Source organism: Dehalococcoidia bacterium (genome assembly GCA_040902535.1).
In the GTDB taxonomy this organism is placed as follows: Bacteria; Chloroflexota; Dehalococcoidia; order DSTF01; family JACRBR01; genus JBBDXD01.
The window spans coordinates 1-16,280 of sequence record JBBDXD010000025.1 but is presented as its reverse complement, the minus strand read 5'-3'; the positions used below and the strand labels follow the sequence as shown (position 1 = coordinate 16,280).

The 16,280-nt window shown below is 60.7% G+C and carries 16 protein-coding genes; 12 read left to right on the top strand and 4 right to left on the bottom strand.

What is annotated here, in order from left to right; translation table 11 throughout:
• Window positions 1–559 precede the first annotated feature (559 nt).
• A complete protein-coding gene (locus WEB52_14110; protein MEX2227573.1) occupies window positions 560–1,816 on the bottom strand; it encodes a DNA cytosine methyltransferase in 1,257 nt (418 codons plus the stop codon).
• Window positions 1,817–2,125: 309 nt separating this feature from the next.
• On the opposite strand from WEB52_14110, the gene WEB52_14105 reads away from it, so the two are divergent.
• A complete protein-coding gene (locus WEB52_14105; protein MEX2227572.1) occupies window positions 2,126–2,248 on the top strand; it encodes a hypothetical protein in 123 nt (40 codons plus the stop codon).
• A gap of 24 nt (window positions 2,249–2,272) precedes the next feature.
• Entirely contained in the window at window positions 2,273–2,506 is a 234-nt protein-coding gene (locus tag WEB52_14100; protein MEX2227571.1) for a KTSC domain-containing protein, read from the top strand.
• Between the two features lie 257 nt (window positions 2,507–2,763).
• Here the strand turns inward: WEB52_14100 and WEB52_14095 are convergent, their stop codons facing one another.
• Complete coding sequence (locus tag WEB52_14095) at window positions 2,764–3,573, bottom strand: ArdC-like ssDNA-binding domain-containing protein (GenBank protein ID MEX2227570.1); 810 nt, start codon at window positions 3,571–3,573, stop codon at window positions 2,764–2,766.
• Window positions 3,574–3,850: 277 nt separating this feature from the next.
• Window positions 3,851–4,729, bottom strand: a complete 879-nt coding sequence (locus WEB52_14090; protein ID MEX2227569.1) for a hypothetical protein — start codon at window positions 4,727–4,729, stop codon at window positions 3,851–3,853.
• A 206-nt stretch (window positions 4,730–4,935) separates the two neighbouring features.
• On the opposite strand from WEB52_14090, the gene WEB52_14085 reads away from it, so the two are divergent.
• The 3 genes from WEB52_14085 (at window position 4,936) to WEB52_14075 (ending at window position 8,743) form a co-directional block, all read left to right on the top strand.
• Entirely contained in the window at window positions 4,936–6,180 is a 1,245-nt protein-coding gene (locus tag WEB52_14085) for a hypothetical protein (GenBank protein ID MEX2227568.1), read from the top strand.
• A gap of 418 nt (window positions 6,181–6,598) precedes the next feature.
• The gene (locus WEB52_14080; GenBank protein MEX2227567.1) at window positions 6,599–8,503 is read left to right on the top strand and encodes an AAA family ATPase; all 1,905 of its coding nucleotides are present in this window, start codon (window positions 6,599–6,601) and stop codon (window positions 8,501–8,503) included.
• Window positions 8,504–8,743: a hypothetical protein gene (locus WEB52_14075; protein MEX2227566.1), complete on the top strand. Its 240-nt coding sequence runs from the start codon at window positions 8,504–8,506 to the stop codon at window positions 8,741–8,743.
• A gap of 104 nt (window positions 8,744–8,847) precedes the next feature.
• Here WEB52_14075 and WEB52_14070 read toward each other — a convergent pair whose 3' ends face one another.
• Complete coding sequence (locus WEB52_14070) at window positions 8,848–9,048, bottom strand: hypothetical protein (protein ID MEX2227565.1); 201 nt, start codon at window positions 9,046–9,048, stop codon at window positions 8,848–8,850.
• Window positions 9,049–9,114: 66 nt separating this feature from the next.
• Here WEB52_14070 and WEB52_14065 point away from each other — a divergent pair, with 66 nt between their 5' ends.
• From WEB52_14065 to WEB52_14035, 7 genes are all read left to right on the top strand, one after another.
• Window positions 9,115–9,540, top strand: coding sequence for a hypothetical protein (locus WEB52_14065; GenBank protein ID MEX2227564.1), 426 nt, complete (start codon window positions 9,115–9,117; stop codon window positions 9,538–9,540).
• Window positions 9,541–10,575: an SIR2 family protein gene (locus WEB52_14060; GenBank protein ID MEX2227563.1), complete on the top strand. Its 1,035-nt coding sequence runs from the start codon at window positions 9,541–9,543 to the stop codon at window positions 10,573–10,575. It begins immediately after the preceding gene.
• A 140-nt stretch (window positions 10,576–10,715) separates the two neighbouring features.
• The gene (locus WEB52_14055; protein MEX2227562.1) at window positions 10,716–11,639 is read left to right on the top strand and encodes a hypothetical protein; all 924 of its coding nucleotides are present in this window, start codon (window positions 10,716–10,718) and stop codon (window positions 11,637–11,639) included.
• A gap of 60 nt (window positions 11,640–11,699) precedes the next feature.
• On the top strand, window positions 11,700–12,215 hold the full coding sequence (locus tag WEB52_14050; GenBank protein ID MEX2227561.1) for an SET domain-containing protein-lysine N-methyltransferase: 516 nt from the start codon (window positions 11,700–11,702) through the stop codon (window positions 12,213–12,215).
• A complete protein-coding gene (locus tag WEB52_14045) occupies window positions 12,212–12,916 on the top strand; it encodes an SDR family oxidoreductase (protein MEX2227560.1) in 705 nt (234 codons plus the stop codon). Before WEB52_14050 ends, WEB52_14045 begins: the two co-directional genes overlap by 4 nt.
• 1,489 nt (window positions 12,917–14,405) lie before the next feature.
• On the top strand, window positions 14,406–15,728 hold the full coding sequence (locus tag WEB52_14040) for a hypothetical protein (protein MEX2227559.1): 1,323 nt from the start codon (window positions 14,406–14,408) through the stop codon (window positions 15,726–15,728).
• Between the two features lie 82 nt (window positions 15,729–15,810).
• The coding region (locus tag WEB52_14035; GenBank protein ID MEX2227558.1) for a hypothetical protein at window positions 15,811–16,280 on the top strand (470 nt) is incomplete at its 3' end.

Sequence of the window (16,280 nt, the reverse complement as noted above, 5' to 3'; positions counted from 1 at the left end):
CGACCTTGAGGACTTCATCTGGGAGGCGGCCTTCCACTACGTGAAAGGGCTCCCTGTTCCGAACCCGCTTGTTGAGGGTCGAACAAAGCGACTGTTCGACGCCGTAGATCAAGCGAAACACATTGGTTGGTCGCTTAAGGCGGTGCAGTGGGGCAACCTCGCGGCTGGCACGCAGTTCGAGCTAGTCATCCAGCGTGCCGACATCTTCAAGAAGGCCGTCGCCCTAGGGTTTGCCAAGCTGGATGCGACGTCACCACCGGAAGATCTTGGTCGTGCGCTAATCCGTCACTGGAACGAGAAGGTCGTTGGGGACGGCAAGTACCAGGGAGTCACTGACGCGCGCGTCGGCATCCTGCTGAAGGACAACGCGCGCAAGAATTTCGTGCTTGTTGAGAGCAGCTACCCGCCCTTCAATGAAGAGGCATTTGCATGGAAATGGACGAACGCGACGGCTACGGGCCTGCAGGGGTTTTCCGATGGTAGGCTCAAGCTTCGCTGGTACCCGAACCAAAAACAGTTGTTCGAGGTTTTCCACATCCCCGACCAAGCGACGCGCGTGTCAATCAGCCCCGCCCGCATCGACGCGGACGAGTTCGTCGAGGCGGTCATGGGACTTCTCAGCCCCAAGGACGCGCCCGTTGCTCGCGCCGTCGAGGACGAAGTTCCGGCCAAGGTCGTGCGCCCGGCCGCGTTCAAGAAGTAGCTGCTGCGCGATCTCCGCAAAAGCCTTTGCGATCAGCGGCGGTACGCCCTCACCGACCTGGGCAGCCTTTTGCACGTACGTGCCAGTGAACACGAACCAGTCGGGGAACCCTTGCAAACGTGCTGCCTCTCGGATGGTGATAACCCGATCATCGAACGGATGCGAGAAACGTCCGGACCCTGAGTGGAAGACCCAACGCGTGATGGTGCGCGCCACACCCTGCGAGTGCAGTCGCGCGTAGGCTCCGCTGTAGCCAGACTTGGGACGAAGCATAGGCGGCAGCTGTTGTACTCCCTCACCTTCACGAAGCGCACGAACGCGCTCGAGCTGCCGATCGCGAAGTGGGCGCGAAACGTGGTCGTGAAGTAGGTCGGAACCCTCGCGCACTAACCGCTGGTAGTCGGACTGCGGCGGCATCGTGTACGTCACAGGACTCTTGCCCTCGCCAGCCTCGAGCGACGGCAAGTCGCCGATAGCGTTCCAGACCGTCACGTGCGAGAGGCGGCCGTTACCGAAGAGGTCGGATGGGGCCTCTTCCTGTGCATGTGTGTGAGTTGGAAATAGGACCGGCGCCCCGAGTCGGTTTGCGAAAAAGAATGCGCGTCGGCGGATTTGCGGCACCCCGAAGTCGGCAGCGACGAGCACCTTGACATCGACCTCGTAGCCCCAAGAATTGAGCGCGGTAATGATCTCGCGCGTAACCGCGCCGTCGTAGGCACGGACGATCTCGGCGACGTTCTCGAGCAGCAGGATCTTCGGACGCAGCTCTTCAACGTAGTCGAGGTAGCGCCCGATCAGCTGGTTGCGTGGGTCATCGAGAAAGCGGTTGATGGCCGGCACGTTTTTTGAGAAACCCTGACAAGGTGGACCACCGACGAGGCAGTCAAGTTCGCCGCGCTCTAGGCCGAGCATTTCGCGGAATTGCGCTGGCGGCAGCTCGGCGAGGTCCGCGTGTATTGGTTTCGCGTCGGGAAAGTTGCGGGCGTAGGTGCGGAGGTACAACTCCTGAATGTCGGCGCCGCCGAGCGGACGAAAGCCCGCCCATTGGAACCCGCAGGTAATGCCGCCGCAGCAGGCGAAGATGTCTACTACGGTAGAGCGACCGCGCGTCATATGCCTTGTCCTCGAAGGAGGTCTTTCCAGGAACGGCCTATCTTATCTCATGGATGGCGGAACTGGTAATCCGCTTGTGCGATCGAGTCTTTAGGACTAGCAGAATGGTACTCAGAATCAAGCGGTCAGGACATTGTAAAGCAGACAGTCAAGGCGGGTGCTGCCGATCATTCCTTCATGGACGAGAGACCCGTATCGACAGATCTTGGACCGCGGCTCTGCCAAGCGTGCACGGCGCGGAAGCCGAGCGGACCGGGTAGATACCATGGTCTGCACGAGGTCTACCGCAAGAAATATACTGGTGACCGAGTGACCGAGACTTACATAAACTACATCTGCGACGATTGCGGCGCGGAGTGGCGCCGCACCATCGATCGGGGCATGGGGGACAACTCCGACCTGCTTTCGCGCGGGCACTGGAACACAGAGTGAACCTCCACAGTGATACACTCGCGTATGACCGAGGGTTCGCTTGTGCAGCGAGTATTGGTTCAATCGGACAGCATCCGCTCAGTGGGGTACGACCCACAGAATTCGACGCTTGAGGTCGAGTTCCGCGAGCGAGGCACGTATCGCTACTATCTGGTGCCGCGCGATGTGTATGACCAGCTAATCAAGGCTCCATCCGCGGGGCGCTTCGTGAGCGAGCGCATTGTCTCTGGGCACTTTCCCTTCGAGGAGGTAACGTAGCGACTCGCGCGGGGCCGCGCTTCGACAGGCTGTTTCTCTCTATTCGAGGTCTTTGCTGGCATCCACGCTCCATCCATCGCGATGCGCCGAAGTCCGTAAACTCGAGAGAAACGTGGCCGACTTACGCTACGTCCGCGAATAGTATATTAGGGTGACGCGACACCACTAACCTCTCTCAGGCATTTCGCGTCGCTGACTCCCATCCCGCTAACGTCGATCAAGATCAGGGAGTGCGTACGTCTGATCGTGATCGACGACTATGCCGCGGCTTGCGCCTGGGTGGCGTCCAATGTCTCCAAGATCTGGTGCGCGATCGTCTGGACCTTCGCGAGCGCGCGCTTGAGCGTTTCGATGTCCTTCGACCATCCCGCGATGTACGGCACGCTCCGCTCGCTGGTGTCGAGCCCGAAGCGCTCGCACACGACGAACGCCGCGGCTTCGGCAACCGCCTCGCGCTCGTCACGACAGGCACCATAGTCTCCGATCTCCGGATCGAACGCGTGTGCCAGTTCATGCGCGAGCGTCTTCGCGGCCTGATCCGTCGAGAGTTCTGGTGATATCCAGATGGTCCGCGTTGCTGGCTGCCAGAAGCCGGCGGCCGGTTCGTCGGGCCGGGGTGCGCGATCGAGAACGAAGCCCTTAGATGCCGCAAGACAGGCCAGCGCTTCATAGAGATCCCGCGCGCTGTCGCCGCTCAGCAGCGGGCAGCGGACGTTCGGGAGATCCTGGCCTTCGGTCTGCGAGATATCAAACACGTAGCCGGTGCCGAACCGCACGCGCTCCTCGGTCTCGCCGGCGTCGTTGTTCCGCATGGTTCGGTAGGGCACGACGATCGCGATGCCCTTCTCTCCCCTTCGCACGTAGCGACCAAAAGCGTGCCAGGTGCGATAGCCGGCGACGCGCGTTGCGCCTGGTTGTTGGGAAGCGATAAGCAGGACATTGCCAAAGCTGTAGGAGTGGAACTTCGCGGTCATCCGAAGATAGGCCTTGAAGCCGTCGCTATCCTGCACACCAAGCACAGCCTGCTCGAGCGAGGCCAACAGACGCTGCGTCTTCTCCGTGGTCATGAGTTTCTCCTTCTAACCGAAGAGCGGCCCCATGGCCGCCCTGTCGTTCGTTCGCGATAACAGTTCCTCAAGCGCTCTCATGTGCGCTAAGGTGCGCGAGAGACGCGCTGAGCGAATGAGGCGTACGTTACGACGCGTTGCGCGTTCACGACGGCTCTGCGTCGTCTCAGCGCGCCGACAAACCGACATCCGTATTCGGCTTGCACGCGCTCGGGCAAGGTGCAGTTTCGGCGCGCCGATCTGGCATCGGCGCTGAGGCGACTGTTCCACGTGGTGGTCATGACGCCCTCGCAAGGTTGCGTGGTGCTTGTTCCACACGGGCTGACGGAGTCGTTTTCTGCCACTGACAAACGGCGTCTTCTATCACCTGGAGATCCAGACCGCAGACTTGTGCGAGTTCGCGGCAGCGATCTTCAAGGAATGAAAGTTCGCCGTCCCGCGCCCACGGCCGACCAAGGAACAGCAGCGCGGCGCCACGTCTCGGGCCGGACGCGCCTTGCAAGTAACAGCAGCCGGGCTTCAACCTCGCGTCGAGGTTTGCCAGCAGCCGAGCGAAATCGTAGCGGGCAGTTCGACCGAAGCGGTACACCTTCAGGGAGTTGAAAAGGCGATCGAAGGCATGCTCTGGATTAGTCGCCGTTGTGGCGATGGCGTCGATGCGCGCGGACGGGTTGGCCTCAGCCCAATCGATGAAGCTCTTCACGACACGAGCACTGCCCCCATCACCGCGGTGAGTCTCATACTTCCGGTGATTCCCGAACGGTGCCTCTCGTATCAGTACCGCGGCGTGGTCTTCAATTCTCGCGATAGCGTCGAGAGGGTGCGCTGTGATGACGCACCACGTCGCTCGTTGTCCGCCGCCGAGGACGCGGAGAAAGCGATCGACCGAGTCCGGGCGCTCCCATCCGATGAGCGTTGCCACGAAATGCAACCAGATCGCTTCATCGCGGTCGCCGGCGAGATATCGCTCGCGCGCTTCACCGAGCGGGTTGTAGCCGCTAGTGCAGAACGGTCTCGCCTCCGGCAGCAGCTCGCCGGTCAGCAAGCGATGCCGGGTCCCCGCGGACCAGTCGAGCTTGTCGATGAGACGGTCTAGTGCCGACCCGCTACCAAGTCCAGGCAGTCGCAGCCGGGTGAGTCTTGTTCGAATTTCCATACGCGTTCCTTTCGTCGATTCCATCGACGATAGAACGCAACACATACGAGCTTGTTTCAAACCGACACAGATCCTGATTGCGCCAGCGCGGCTGCCGATTCTTATGCATGAACATGATCGATCTGTCCGTTGTGTTGCACTTGTTCCTTCAGAACGGAGTGCCTCACGTTAGCGGACGAGTGGAGAGAGACCAGGTTGCGTGCGCCGTGGACAAGTTGCGTCGATCAGTGTTTGCGCAACTCGACAACAAGGGCCTTGAAGCTCGTACTTGGCAGCTTCTCATCTTTCCGGGTCAGCTTGCGAAGATGCGTCTCGAGGACGATATTGTCAGGCCATCGTTCAGTTCAGTCCCGGTTGGACCTCACGAACAACCGCAAGCGACTTGCCACACCGGATGGAGACGCACGCTCGATCACATAGGCGCGCTCGGCCATTTCACATGCATCGATAATGGACGCGTGTTGGCATATGACGTTCGCCTCGTGCTCGTAGACGCCATGGGCGTCGAGGGAAACGTCACCGGCGCGAGGTGTCGCCAGCTGCTTCGACCGAAGCATCCTCCTGGTTGGCGTGCGCGGGTGGACAGACTGATGTGCGGCGGAGTCGTTCCCGAGTTGGCGGCCGACAAGAAATTGCTCGACTCGATCGCCAAACGACGAGCGGAGTCCAGGGAACGCGCGAGGGATGAAGTCCGTGAACTCTTCGCCGATATCAGCTCAGCACTCCAAGAGCGTACGCCACTCAAGCGCATCGCGCGGATTGAAGCGGCGTTCGCGCGTGATCGCGCAGCGACGCAGTTCCCTCAAGGGCATTCGCTATCAAACTCCGTCCGGAGACTCTGTCCTGAATATCAGCCGCCGGTACCCGCGCAAGCGCGAAGGGACGACCGGCGCCCGAAGGGAACACCGAGACGACCAGGCTTCGACGCTGATGACATGCTCACGAGCATCTTGGCGGTTCTGATGTTGGAGCGAGCCTACGAGGTCAAATCGTCATCGGAACTTCCTCTTGAGTTGGTACTCGCGGATGGCGTTCCCTGCACGCATTGGCAAGGGTGGGACGGCCACCCGCGAACTGTGCGAAATCGCCTCAAGGACCTCTCCAATCGCGAGCTACGCCGAGAACTCAGCCTTGATCGTGACTACAAGCCGAAGGAAGAGGGATCCAACACGCGCAGTGGCGCTAGGCGCTCGTTTCAGTTCGCGGACCTTGGCCACGAACCTTGCCAGATCGATCCGGAGTACGGGCTCGTCGAATCGAGCCTGATTGTCGATCGCATCCTTGCCTCGATGACGCCCGCCCAGGCCAAAATCGCTCGGCTCTGCATTCGAGCCCAGGAACTGGGAGTCCCCGAAGAGCAGCTTTTCCAGCAAGCAGGGTTGCCGCCGAGCACGGCACGCAAGACGAAGCAGCGACTCAAACCCCTCCTCCGAGATTTTCTGGCCGCCTAATGTCACAAGTCGCCTTGTCCACTCCACCCTATAGGTAGGGGCAGATACGCCCCGCACGACCCTGCTGGGCGCACGAGTTCGGCTGCAACCGATCCGCTTGGATCGGGGCCCTCCGCGTCCCAGGAGGTGTACATGTCCCACCCACCGACGCTATGGAACCCTCGTTGGCACTTCGATGCAGGGATGCATCATCGTGCCCGCGAGCAGCTGATCTCGATCAAGATCACGCGTAGGCCTTCGTTGATCGTGATCTGCATTGCGGTTCGTACTCCCAACCCCATCGTCCTGAGCGTGAGTAAAGCCAACCGGTTCTCGATTCCGGTTCACCCCCAACATGGCGACTTCTCACGACCCGAACACGCTCGGGACGACTGCCCACAAAGGGTTGCTCTAGACGAGCGTAGTAGAAAGGTCCGAAATGGACACGACTACGCGGTTGGACGAGGAGAAGGTGAGGCGATTCGCTTCGATCTTCGAGGGGCGCAAGGATGCGCGTGGACTCGCGCAGGGAGGATGTGCGCGAGGGGAGGTGACGCTCGACCACTACCGGCGCCACCTCCAAGGCGAGGAGAGCCTTGGCGTCTATCCGCTAATGCCGGACAGCACTTGCAGGTTCGGCGCGGTGGACATCGACCGGAAGGATCCGACGCTCGCAAAGGCCGTGTACGACGCCCTAGCGGCACTGAAACTGCCGTCTGGCGTCTACATGGAACAGTCCCGAGGGAAGGGCTACCACGTGTGGCTCTTCGCCGACGAGGCGATCACCGCACGCGAGATGCGACGGATCCTACGTCACGCGGTCCTGGCGGCCGGGCTCCCTGAGACGACGGAGATCTTCCCGAAGCAGGACGATGCCGGCACCGTGGAATTCGGGAACTACATCAACCTCCCCTACTTTGGCGAGACCGACGGCCCGCGCATGGTCCTCACGAGCGGCTCAATGCAGCCGATGCCGCTGACGCGGTTTCTGACCCTCTGCCAGCCGTCCGAGGCCGGGCCGTTGCGGGCGATCGCCTCGCAGGTGCAAGTCGAGCGCCCGACCAGTGTTCCGCTGACCGAGAACTGGGTGGTAGAGCTGCTGGCCGGCGTCCATGCAGGCGGGCGAAACGACGCTGCCGCCAGACTGGCGGGATACCTCAAGAGCCGTGCCCACCCTGAGGATGTCACCCAGGCGATCCTCGACGAATGGGCGGACCGATGCGATCCCGCGTTCGACAAGGCGGAACTGAAAAGCGTCGTCTCCGGCATCTACCGGCGGTACCCCGACCCGGGAATCGAACCGATCGATGGGGATCGTGGGTTCGCCGCAGTCCCGCTTCAAGCCTTCCTCGCCGAAGCCCCGGACAGGATCGATTGGCTCGTTGAGCCGTTGATCCCGCGCGGAGGGATGGTTGCCCTGGTGGGTAAGCCGGCGTCGGGCAAAACCTGGTTGGCGCTCGACCTCGCGATAGCGATCGCCTCCGGACGGCCATGGCTCCGAAAGTACCAGGTCATCGCCGGCCCCGTGCTTCTGATCGACGAGGAGTCGCCAGCAGCGATCCTCAAGGCGCGACTGGAATTGCTCATTCGAGGCGCAGGGCTAGAAGGCGCGGCGCTTCCCATCGAAGTCGCGTCGAAGGAGGGCCTCAACCTTTCGAATGGCCGCTGCGTCGACGACCTCAAGGAGGTCATCGCGCGGATCAGGCCAGCGCTCGTGGTCATCGACGCGTTCGCCGAGGTGCATCGCGAGAGCGAGAACTCGGCCGATGAGGTGGCGAAGATCTTCAACCGGCTCCGTGCAGCCGGACGGTCGTGCGATCCGGCGTTCGTCGTGCTGCACCACAATCGCAAGGATGGTGGCACCTTCCGCGGGTCCAGCCATATCGAGGCGACGCTCGACACGATGCTCGCGGTCAGCATTGGCGGCGAGGACACGTCCACCGTTGAGCACGCGAAAGCCCGATGTTCGGCGAAGGTGCAGCCGTTCGGGGTCCGACGAATCATCAGCGAGGAGCGAGGCACCGCCCAGCTCCTCCTGGTGGCGCCGTCGGCGCTCGATCAAGAGCCAGCCGGACGCTCCGGTCGCAAGGTCGATCTGGCGAAAGGCCTCGTCCTGGATGTCCTCGGCTTCGTTACCGACTGGATGCCGAAGGGCACCTTGCGCGAGAAGCTGGCCGATGACGACATCGACAACGCGTCGTTGGACGCCGCGCTGCGACAGCTAGAGGACGGCGGCAAGATCGAGCGGAAGGCCGATCCCGATGACCGACGCAATCGGCTGGTCCGCCTCGCTCCGTTCCGGCATGCGGCGAACGGCGTCGCGGAAAGCCCGGTCGGAGCCTAAGTGGCCCGCGCCGCGAACAACGACGGCCGGCGCTCGCAGCTCAGTCCGAGCATGCGAGCGCGCCTGGCGGCACTCACGATGCACGCACGACACCCCGACGCCGCGAAGCGAAACGGGCGCAAGGGCGGGCAGAAGACGGCGAGCAACTACAAGGACGGCTCAAAAGTATGGGCGACGAGGATGGCGCTAACGCGCTGGCATGGCCTGCCATTCGATTACGACAAGGAACAAGGTGCCTGATGATTGGGCCGGCTTCGCGCCGGCCCTTTCCATTTCCGTGCTCTCACGCCGATGAATTGACCGCCACGCAGCGATCGCGCGTGGGCCGCTACGGTTTGTCTCCTTTAAGCCTTCGCGATCCGGAGATCGTCCTCCGAGCATAGATCCTCAGTTCCGACCAGGGACGGATTGCCCGGTGACTCAAGGTACCTTACCCGGATCCACGTGCCGTCCTCCGTGGAAGCGATCACCTCCGCGATGGAGCCATCGACTGTCTCGATGCGATCGCCTGGCTTGAGCTCGCCGAATTCCAGAGCCGGGTTCATGCGTGGATCTTACATGGGTTCGGGCGTGCATCGCCAACAAGCGAGCGCCGGTTACACTCTGCCATGATGAAGGTCACATTCACCGTTGACGGCGTGCCGCCGAAGAAGGACGGCGCCAACTCGATGTGGCGCAAGCAGGCGGAAGTGCAGCGCCTCAAGACGTTCCGTATCGCCGCATGCGCGGCGCTCGATGGCCGAGAACCAGAAGACGGTCTGGTGGCGTTGACCGTCCGCGTTTTTGCGCCTGTCAGCGCAGGCGACCTGGACAACTTTGCGACGGGCATCTGCGACGGGCTGATGGCAGTACATCCGCGAGCTCCCGTGGACCCTTCGCTGTGGGCGGAGGTGCCAGAGCAGGCGCGGCCTGATCGCGCGATTGCCTTCCGCGACGACTGCGTAGTCTCGCGGATCGTCATCGAGAGGCTGCCCGTAACTGATGTTGTGCGTTACGAGGTCGAACTGGATTGGGTTGAACGAGAGGGCCGAAACTAGATGGCTGTCATTGTGTTGGGCGCGGGGGCAACGCGGGGTGCGAGCTTCGTCGATCCGACTGTGAATCCGTGCCTGCCGCCCCTAGACGCTGACTTCCACACGCAGCTTCAGCGCATCCACGATCCGAAACACAAGAGGATTATTGATGGCGTGATCAAGGACACGGTCGAGCTGTTTGGCACGAACTTTCGCACCACAATGGAGACGATGTTCACCACTCTTGAACACTCCGAGCGGATGCTCAAGACGACCGGCGAGAAGCGGGACTTCAAGACCGCGGACTTCAAGGAAAAGCGGGTGCGGTTACAGCAAGCGATAGCTTCGGTTTTCGAGGAGTCAATATGTCGCGGGAATCAGAAGCCTCTCGCTTGTGACTATCATGACGCGCTCGTGGCGAAGCTCCGCGTCGGCGACTCCGTAGTGTCCTTCAACTATGACTGCCTGATTGACGACGCCCTCAAGCGGCACGGCGACGGAAAGTGGAATGCCCACTACGGCTATGGGTTTGAACTCTCGCCGGGTGGAGGTGGAAACCTTCGAGGAGATCACCATTGGTCGCCAGATCGGATCGCGACGCGAGTGGACACAGTCACCCTGCTGAAATTGCACGGGTCACTGCACTTCATCGTCGATGATGAGGCGACGCCCGCCAATGTGCGTTTGAAGGAACGTCCCTATACCCGCCAGCGGGGAAATCTTCGGTTTACGATAATCCCTCCCGAATCACAAAAGCGGTTCGACGAAGGCGTATTCGCACGTCTTTGGAAGCTCGCTGGTCGAGAACTCTATTCATCTCGGAGCATCGTCGTGATCGGCTATTCTTTCCCAGCTACGGATCTGCACTCGACGGCACTCTTCCGTACGAACACCAAAGGCGGGAATCTTCGAGCCCTCACTATCGTGAACCCCGATCCAGAAGCACGACGGAGAACACGTGATGTGCTGCAGCGGGGAATCGGGCCGCAAACACGTGTCGTCGTCTTCAACTCTTTGCGGGACTTTACTGCCGCGGATCGCAAGGTTTGGGATCCCTAGGTCCACGTACGCGTTGTCGGCCGTAGCTCGAACGTCACCTCAGTCTGAATCGCCCCGGATTAGCGAAGCACTAGCGTTCGCATTCTTGGGCCGCGCGCTGTAACATTTCAGAAATATTCCAAGGCGACCAGGTGCTGAGGGTGAATCTCGACATATTCGATCAGGGTTCGAATATAGGGGCGGCGGGGCCCGATTGGTTAACATCGCCGTTCACAGCATGGGGACTATTGGTGCTCGCCGGGCTGCTCGGGACGCTGCTGGCGATGCTTGCCTACGACCGCATTCGAGCGAGGAAATCTGTCCGGGTTCGCCGGATGAAGAAGTCCTCGGATCGTGACGTTGAAGCCATGGTTGAGTTGTATGAGAGGCTCTTTGCCGAGGAGTGTCGCGTCGACTCGGCTGAGGTTGTGTCGTGGCTCGACGAGGACAGGGCGCTGCGCAAAACGAAGACTCATACGTGTCTGCACTTTTTCTTCGTCGGTAAGGTCAATGACAAAGTCGTCTGTATGTTGAAGGCGATATACAGCACGGAGTGGAAGTTCCTGTTCATCGCGTACTACGGAATTGATACGACGGAGAATCTTGCGCGGCGTCGGTGTGCGCCCGATATGTTGAAGGCCCTCGGACGACTTGTGACCAAGGAGCTTCGCGGGTGCCGAGCGATCGTCTTTGAAGTTCAAGCACCCGACCAGCGGTTGAGCGAGAAGCAGAACGCGGAGCGCAAGGCACGGATTCGGCTCTTCCGCGAGACGGCGCGTCGATTGGGAATCAACATCTTCAAAGTCGATGTCGACTACTTACAACCTCAGATGGTCGTAGCGGCGAATGGCAAGTACTCCGAAGAGAGCATGGCGCTGATGTACGCACCTTTGAATGCCACGCCGATCGCGCAAGGCAACCTCAGTCGTGCGGCAATCATGGAGATACTTCGCTTTGTGTACCTCGAAATCTATCGGCCGATTTTCCGTCACGATGCAGCGAAAGACTTTGCGTACCAGAGTTACCTCAACTCACTACTGAACCTTTACGAGGCAGACTTGCCGGATTCCTGTGCGTTGACGTGACGCAAGCCGGGGGCTGTGTCCGTGTCGTATGACTTCTCATGGATCCCTCGTAAGTCTTGGATGATCGACGGATTGTGGGTCGGGCCATCCAAAGTCGAGGGGGAAGGCTTGTTCACGGCGCGCCCGATCAAGCGTAACGCAACGGTAATCATCTGGGGCGGCGTCGTCGTCACAATGGCTGATTTCAAGGCCGGCAAGGGCCTGGCTCACTCGAACGTGGGTCTCGCTGAGGATGTTTATCTGGCGTCACCGCCTGAGGATGGCTTGGGCTTGGACGATTGCATGAACCATAGCTGCGATCCGAACCTCTGGCTGAACGATGAGATCACGCTGGTCGCCCGCCGCGACATTGACGCCGGCGAGGAGCTAACCATCGACTATGCGATTGAGCTTCTGGATCAGACCTACGTGATGAAGACGTCTTGCAATTGCGGCGCCGCCTCATGTCGGGGACAGATAACCGGAAGGGACTGGAGTCTACCGCAGGTGTATGAGACGTACGAAGCGCACCTGGCTCCGTTCGTCCAGCGACGGCTAGAACGTATGCGGCGCGACCGAGAAGGGAACGCGAAATGAGAGCACTGATAACCGGTGGCAGTCGAGGGATCGGAAAGGCGATCGCGTTTGAGCTGGGTCGAGCGGGTCACGAACTTCTCCTTGTAGCCCGGAACCGTGAGACGCTCGAGCGCACCGCCGGTGAATTGCGAACCGCCTGCCGAGGGAAAATTGCGCACTTCGTGTGTGACGTGGCAAAGGCCGAGGACCAGGACGCTTTGCGCAAGTTCTGCACTACTTCCGGGTTTGTGCCCGAAATTCTAGTGCTGAACGCGGGGATCTTCATAGAGGGTTCGCTTTCAGGAGGCGCCATCGATGAGTTAAGGGAGACATTGGATGTCAACTTCTTCTCGATCCATCGGACGGTAACGATGTTCATCGATGACCTAAAGACTCAGCATGGATCAAAGATCATCTTGATGGGCTCGACGGCGGCATATGAGCCCTATCCGATTGGGCCACTCTACGGAGTCGCAAAGTGGGCTCTCCGAGGGTATGCAATCAACCTTAGACGGGAGCTGATGAACGACGGTGTGGGGGTGACATTCCTCTCGCCTGGAGGAACGCTCACGGATCTATGGGAGGGCGAGACCCTCCCGGAGAATCGTCTCCTCCAGCCGGAGGACATCGCCAAGCTAGTCGCGGCGATATTGACCCTTAGCGAGCAAGCCGTGGTCGAGGAATTGATCGTTCGGCCGATGTTGGGCGATATGCATGAATAAGCCTCACTGGACGCGTTGCGAGTGCACCGTTAGTCTTCCAGAAAGCGGAAACTACTCGATCTGTCGAGCGTTCTTATCTATGGTAGGATCGACGCGGCAACGTGCTGCGAGATGTGCGCCTAATTAGGTGCAGCTTGCATCGATTTCGGGGCCTAATTCGAATCTGGAGCAGCTTGCACAAGCCCTAACTTGTTCCCAAGCAGAGGGTCGTGGGTTCGAGTCCCATCTCCCGCTCCAAGAGAACCACGCACGACGACCGCCGCATCGGTCGTGCGCGGGCGCCGGTCGGCGCGCGGGACCGATACCGACAGCGGCCTTCGTCGCGTGTAGGTTGAAGAGTGCACCCGCCGCCGGGCCGGCGCACATGCCTCAAGGAACGATCCATGACCTCTTGCCTCCCAGGCAGGGATCCACGACGCAGTGCCCTCTTGCTTGCCGAGCAGAGGGTTCGTGGGGTCGAGTCCCATGTCCCGCTCCAGACGTGGCCGGCCTCGCCCACGCTTTCCACGCCGTACCATGCGCCATGAAGATCGCATTCGCAGTGCAGGGGCGTGCCGCCGAAGAAGGACGGCGCCAACTCAATGTGGCGCAAGCCGGCCGAGGTCCCACGCATCAAGGCGCTCCGCATTGCCGCGTGCGCCGCGCTCGACGGCCGTGTGCTTGGCGACGGCCCGGTGTCGTTAACGGTCCGCGTGTACGCGCCGGCCGGCGCCGGCGACCTGGACAACTTCGCGACCGGCATGCGACGCGCTCATGGCGGTGCATCCGCGCATGCCGGTGGACCCGTCCCTGTGGGCCGAGCTGCCCGACGCGGCGAAGCCTGACCGCGCCATCGCCTTCCGCGATGATTCAGTCGTCTCACGGCTGACACTTGAGCGGCTGCCGGTTCCGGCTGGAGGGGCTGCGGTATCAGGTCGAGTTGGAGTGGAGCGAGACGGAGGCTGAGGATGCCTAAGAGAAACTTGAATCGCGACATGTTCGAGCACAAGCGTGAGCGAATCGCTACCGCTTCGGCGAACTTGGAGATCCTTGCCAACGCTGACTTCGGTCGTCGTTATGGCATCGTCGAGCGAACAGCAGGGAAATATGCCGTGAAAAGTCATGGCTCCTTGGTACGTCACCTGATAAGGCAACGCCCGATGGGTGTGCAACTTGGGCGGCCAACAACCTCCAGATGCTGGAGGAGGAGGCCGAACTCCTGAAGCTCCGACCGGGAGAGCATCCGCGCCTCGCCGCTTGGCTGGAAGAGCTTTCAGCACAGTGCCGCTTGTTCTCGCCCGTCCAAGCGCTGAGCCCCGCGAAACAGCGATCACTCGAACTGGCCGTTCGAACCTTCTTGGAATGGAAGCGTGCGTGAAGTCTGACTTATACCAATCGGTGAGGATGAGGGTGCTTGACCGCAACCATCCCTGGGCCGACAGTTCTTCTATTCCTGCCATGGTGCGAGGTCAAGTGGCGCCGCACCTGGCCCGCAACTCGGGGAGGATCCTTGAAACTGAGCCGCGAAGAACACCAACGGGGAGTGCTCTACTGGGATCCACCCATTGAAGGTGTTTCGTTCTTCACCGGCACGTCAGACTCGCCTGGTGATCAGGAAGCTCCGCTAGCGGGTCCGCTCAATGACGCCCAGGGCTCCAAGGTGTTGTCGCCACCGCATCAATACACGAAGCTCGCTTTGCAGCTCGCCGATCCTACGGCTGTCGATCGCATCGAGAACATTCGCTGGGAAAGAGAGAACGTCACTCAGGTGTGGACGGAGGGGCTCGCGGCACCGCCCACAAAGCTCGTCTTCGTTCCCGATCTCGGGGTCTTTCACCGCCGCGTAATCGCCGTCCCATACCTCGATTGGTCAGAGGATACGGTCATACGCTTAGACGGCACCCTCGTGCGCTTCGTCACTGGCGAGATGCGAGGGGAGCAAGTGACGCCATTCGACCAGGTTTCCGCGGAAGGAGCAAAGTGGGTGATCGAGGGCGGAGGTATGGAGGCTGCGTCCGCCGAGGGTCGCTTCATCGAAGTAGTTGCGCGAGGCGAGACCGAACGAGAAGCACAACTACTGGTGCAATCGGTGCTCGGGCTCATTGCACTCGCGATGGGCGATCATGCCGCCGGGGAAGTCGTCTTCGCCGAGGACTATCAGGCCTCGCGAGAGCAGCAGCAAGGAAAGGTCTACGTGCCCGTGAAGACCTTAGTCCCGCGGGCTGCTGGCCACGATGAGATAGACACAATCGACGCTCTGCTTCCTTTCATCCTGGAAAGTAGTCGAGCGTCGAGGGCAAGAGCACTCTCGCTGAGGTGGTACGAGAAGGGCATTCGGTCGGCGACACCAACAGACAAGCTATTTTCCTTCTTCATCGGCGTCGAAGCGATCGTGAACTACTGGGCCTCGACCAACTCGCCGATTCCTGTGGTGCAGGAGCGGCTCGCGCGCTTTGAAGCTGCGATGGAGCTTGCGGCAACGCTGGGTGATGAGGTCAAGCAGGCTGTCCGGCAACGGCTGATCGACTCGACGCTAACGGAGCGTGTCCAGTTCTATGCCGAGAGCCACAAGCTTGATACGGCCTTCGTTGATGATTTCAGAGTGACGACGCAACTAAGGAACTCTGCGGTTCACGGCGACCTGGCGGCGGTCGATGAAACAGCTGCGTCGAGATGCAAAAGGGTGTTGAGCGCGATAATTCGATGCGAATTCGGCGTAGCTGAAGAGTTCGAATGGGAGCAGCATGGGACGATATTCGGCGCGAGTCTGACCTACACGCTCGACGCCGCCGGTGTCATGCGGTATGGCGAAGCCGCGGAGCGAACGGACTAACCGAGCCATCTCATAGAATCCATCAGGAGCTCAGCCGTGGCGACTCCACCAACATGCACCTGGCAACCTGAGATCGAGCGGCATGCAAGAGACAGATCCCGTGTCGGAACTGCGGACGCTGCTGACGGCGGAAGAGTCGCGCGTCAAGCGAAGCGTTGGCGACGGCGACCGCCGCATGGCCCTATTCGAACTCGTGCGCAGCATGGATGCATATTTCTTCTACCTGCTGTGTCTTGATCCTCAGGCAAGCAAGCGCGAGCTACAAAGCGATCGCTACGAACTGACAAAGAACGGATGGAATAAGGCCCTCTCATTGTTCGCGGATGAGGGTGCGCGCGGTGTCGGTGTTCCATTGGCGGCATCGACCACCGACCCTCACGCATGGGCCGATTCGTTGATTCAACACTGTGGGCGCATCGGCTCGTGCGAGCTTGCCCTCGACCTTGTGCGGTATGGCCTGGCCAAGCTGACCAGCGACGGAAATGACGCGTTTGTCTTTGACCTGCCCCCGATCTTTGGTCCACTCATTGTGAGAGTCCGACCGGGTCCTTC

Excerpts from the sequence above, each read along its gene's own strand:
- WEB52_14110 (MEX2227573.1), bottom strand. The coding sequence starts at position 1,816 with ATGACGCGCGGTCGCTCTACCGTAGTAGACATCTTCGCCTGCTGCGGC.
- WEB52_14100 (MEX2227571.1), top strand. The coding sequence starts at position 2,273 with ATGACCGAGGGTTCGCTTGTGCAGCGAGTATTGGTTCAATCGGACAGC.
- WEB52_14095 (MEX2227570.1), bottom strand. The coding sequence starts at position 3,573 with ATGACCACGGAGAAGACGCAGCGTCTGTTGGCCTCGCTCGAGCAGGCT.
- WEB52_14090 (MEX2227569.1), bottom strand. The coding sequence starts at position 4,729 with ATGGAAATTCGAACAAGACTCACCCGGCTGCGACTGCCTGGACTTGGT.
- WEB52_14080 (MEX2227567.1), top strand. The coding sequence starts at position 6,599 with ATGGACACGACTACGCGGTTGGACGAGGAGAAGGTGAGGCGATTCGCT.
- WEB52_14070 (MEX2227565.1), bottom strand. The coding sequence starts at position 9,048 with ATGAACCCGGCTCTGGAATTCGGCGAGCTCAAGCCAGGCGATCGCATC.
- WEB52_14065 (MEX2227564.1), top strand. The coding sequence starts at position 9,115 with ATGAAGGTCACATTCACCGTTGACGGCGTGCCGCCGAAGAAGGACGGC.
- WEB52_14060 (MEX2227563.1), top strand. The coding sequence starts at position 9,541 with ATGGCTGTCATTGTGTTGGGCGCGGGGGCAACGCGGGGTGCGAGCTTC.
- WEB52_14050 (MEX2227561.1), top strand. The coding sequence starts at position 11,700 with ATGATCGACGGATTGTGGGTCGGGCCATCCAAAGTCGAGGGGGAAGGC.
- WEB52_14045 (MEX2227560.1), top strand. The coding sequence starts at position 12,212 with ATGAGAGCACTGATAACCGGTGGCAGTCGAGGGATCGGAAAGGCGATC.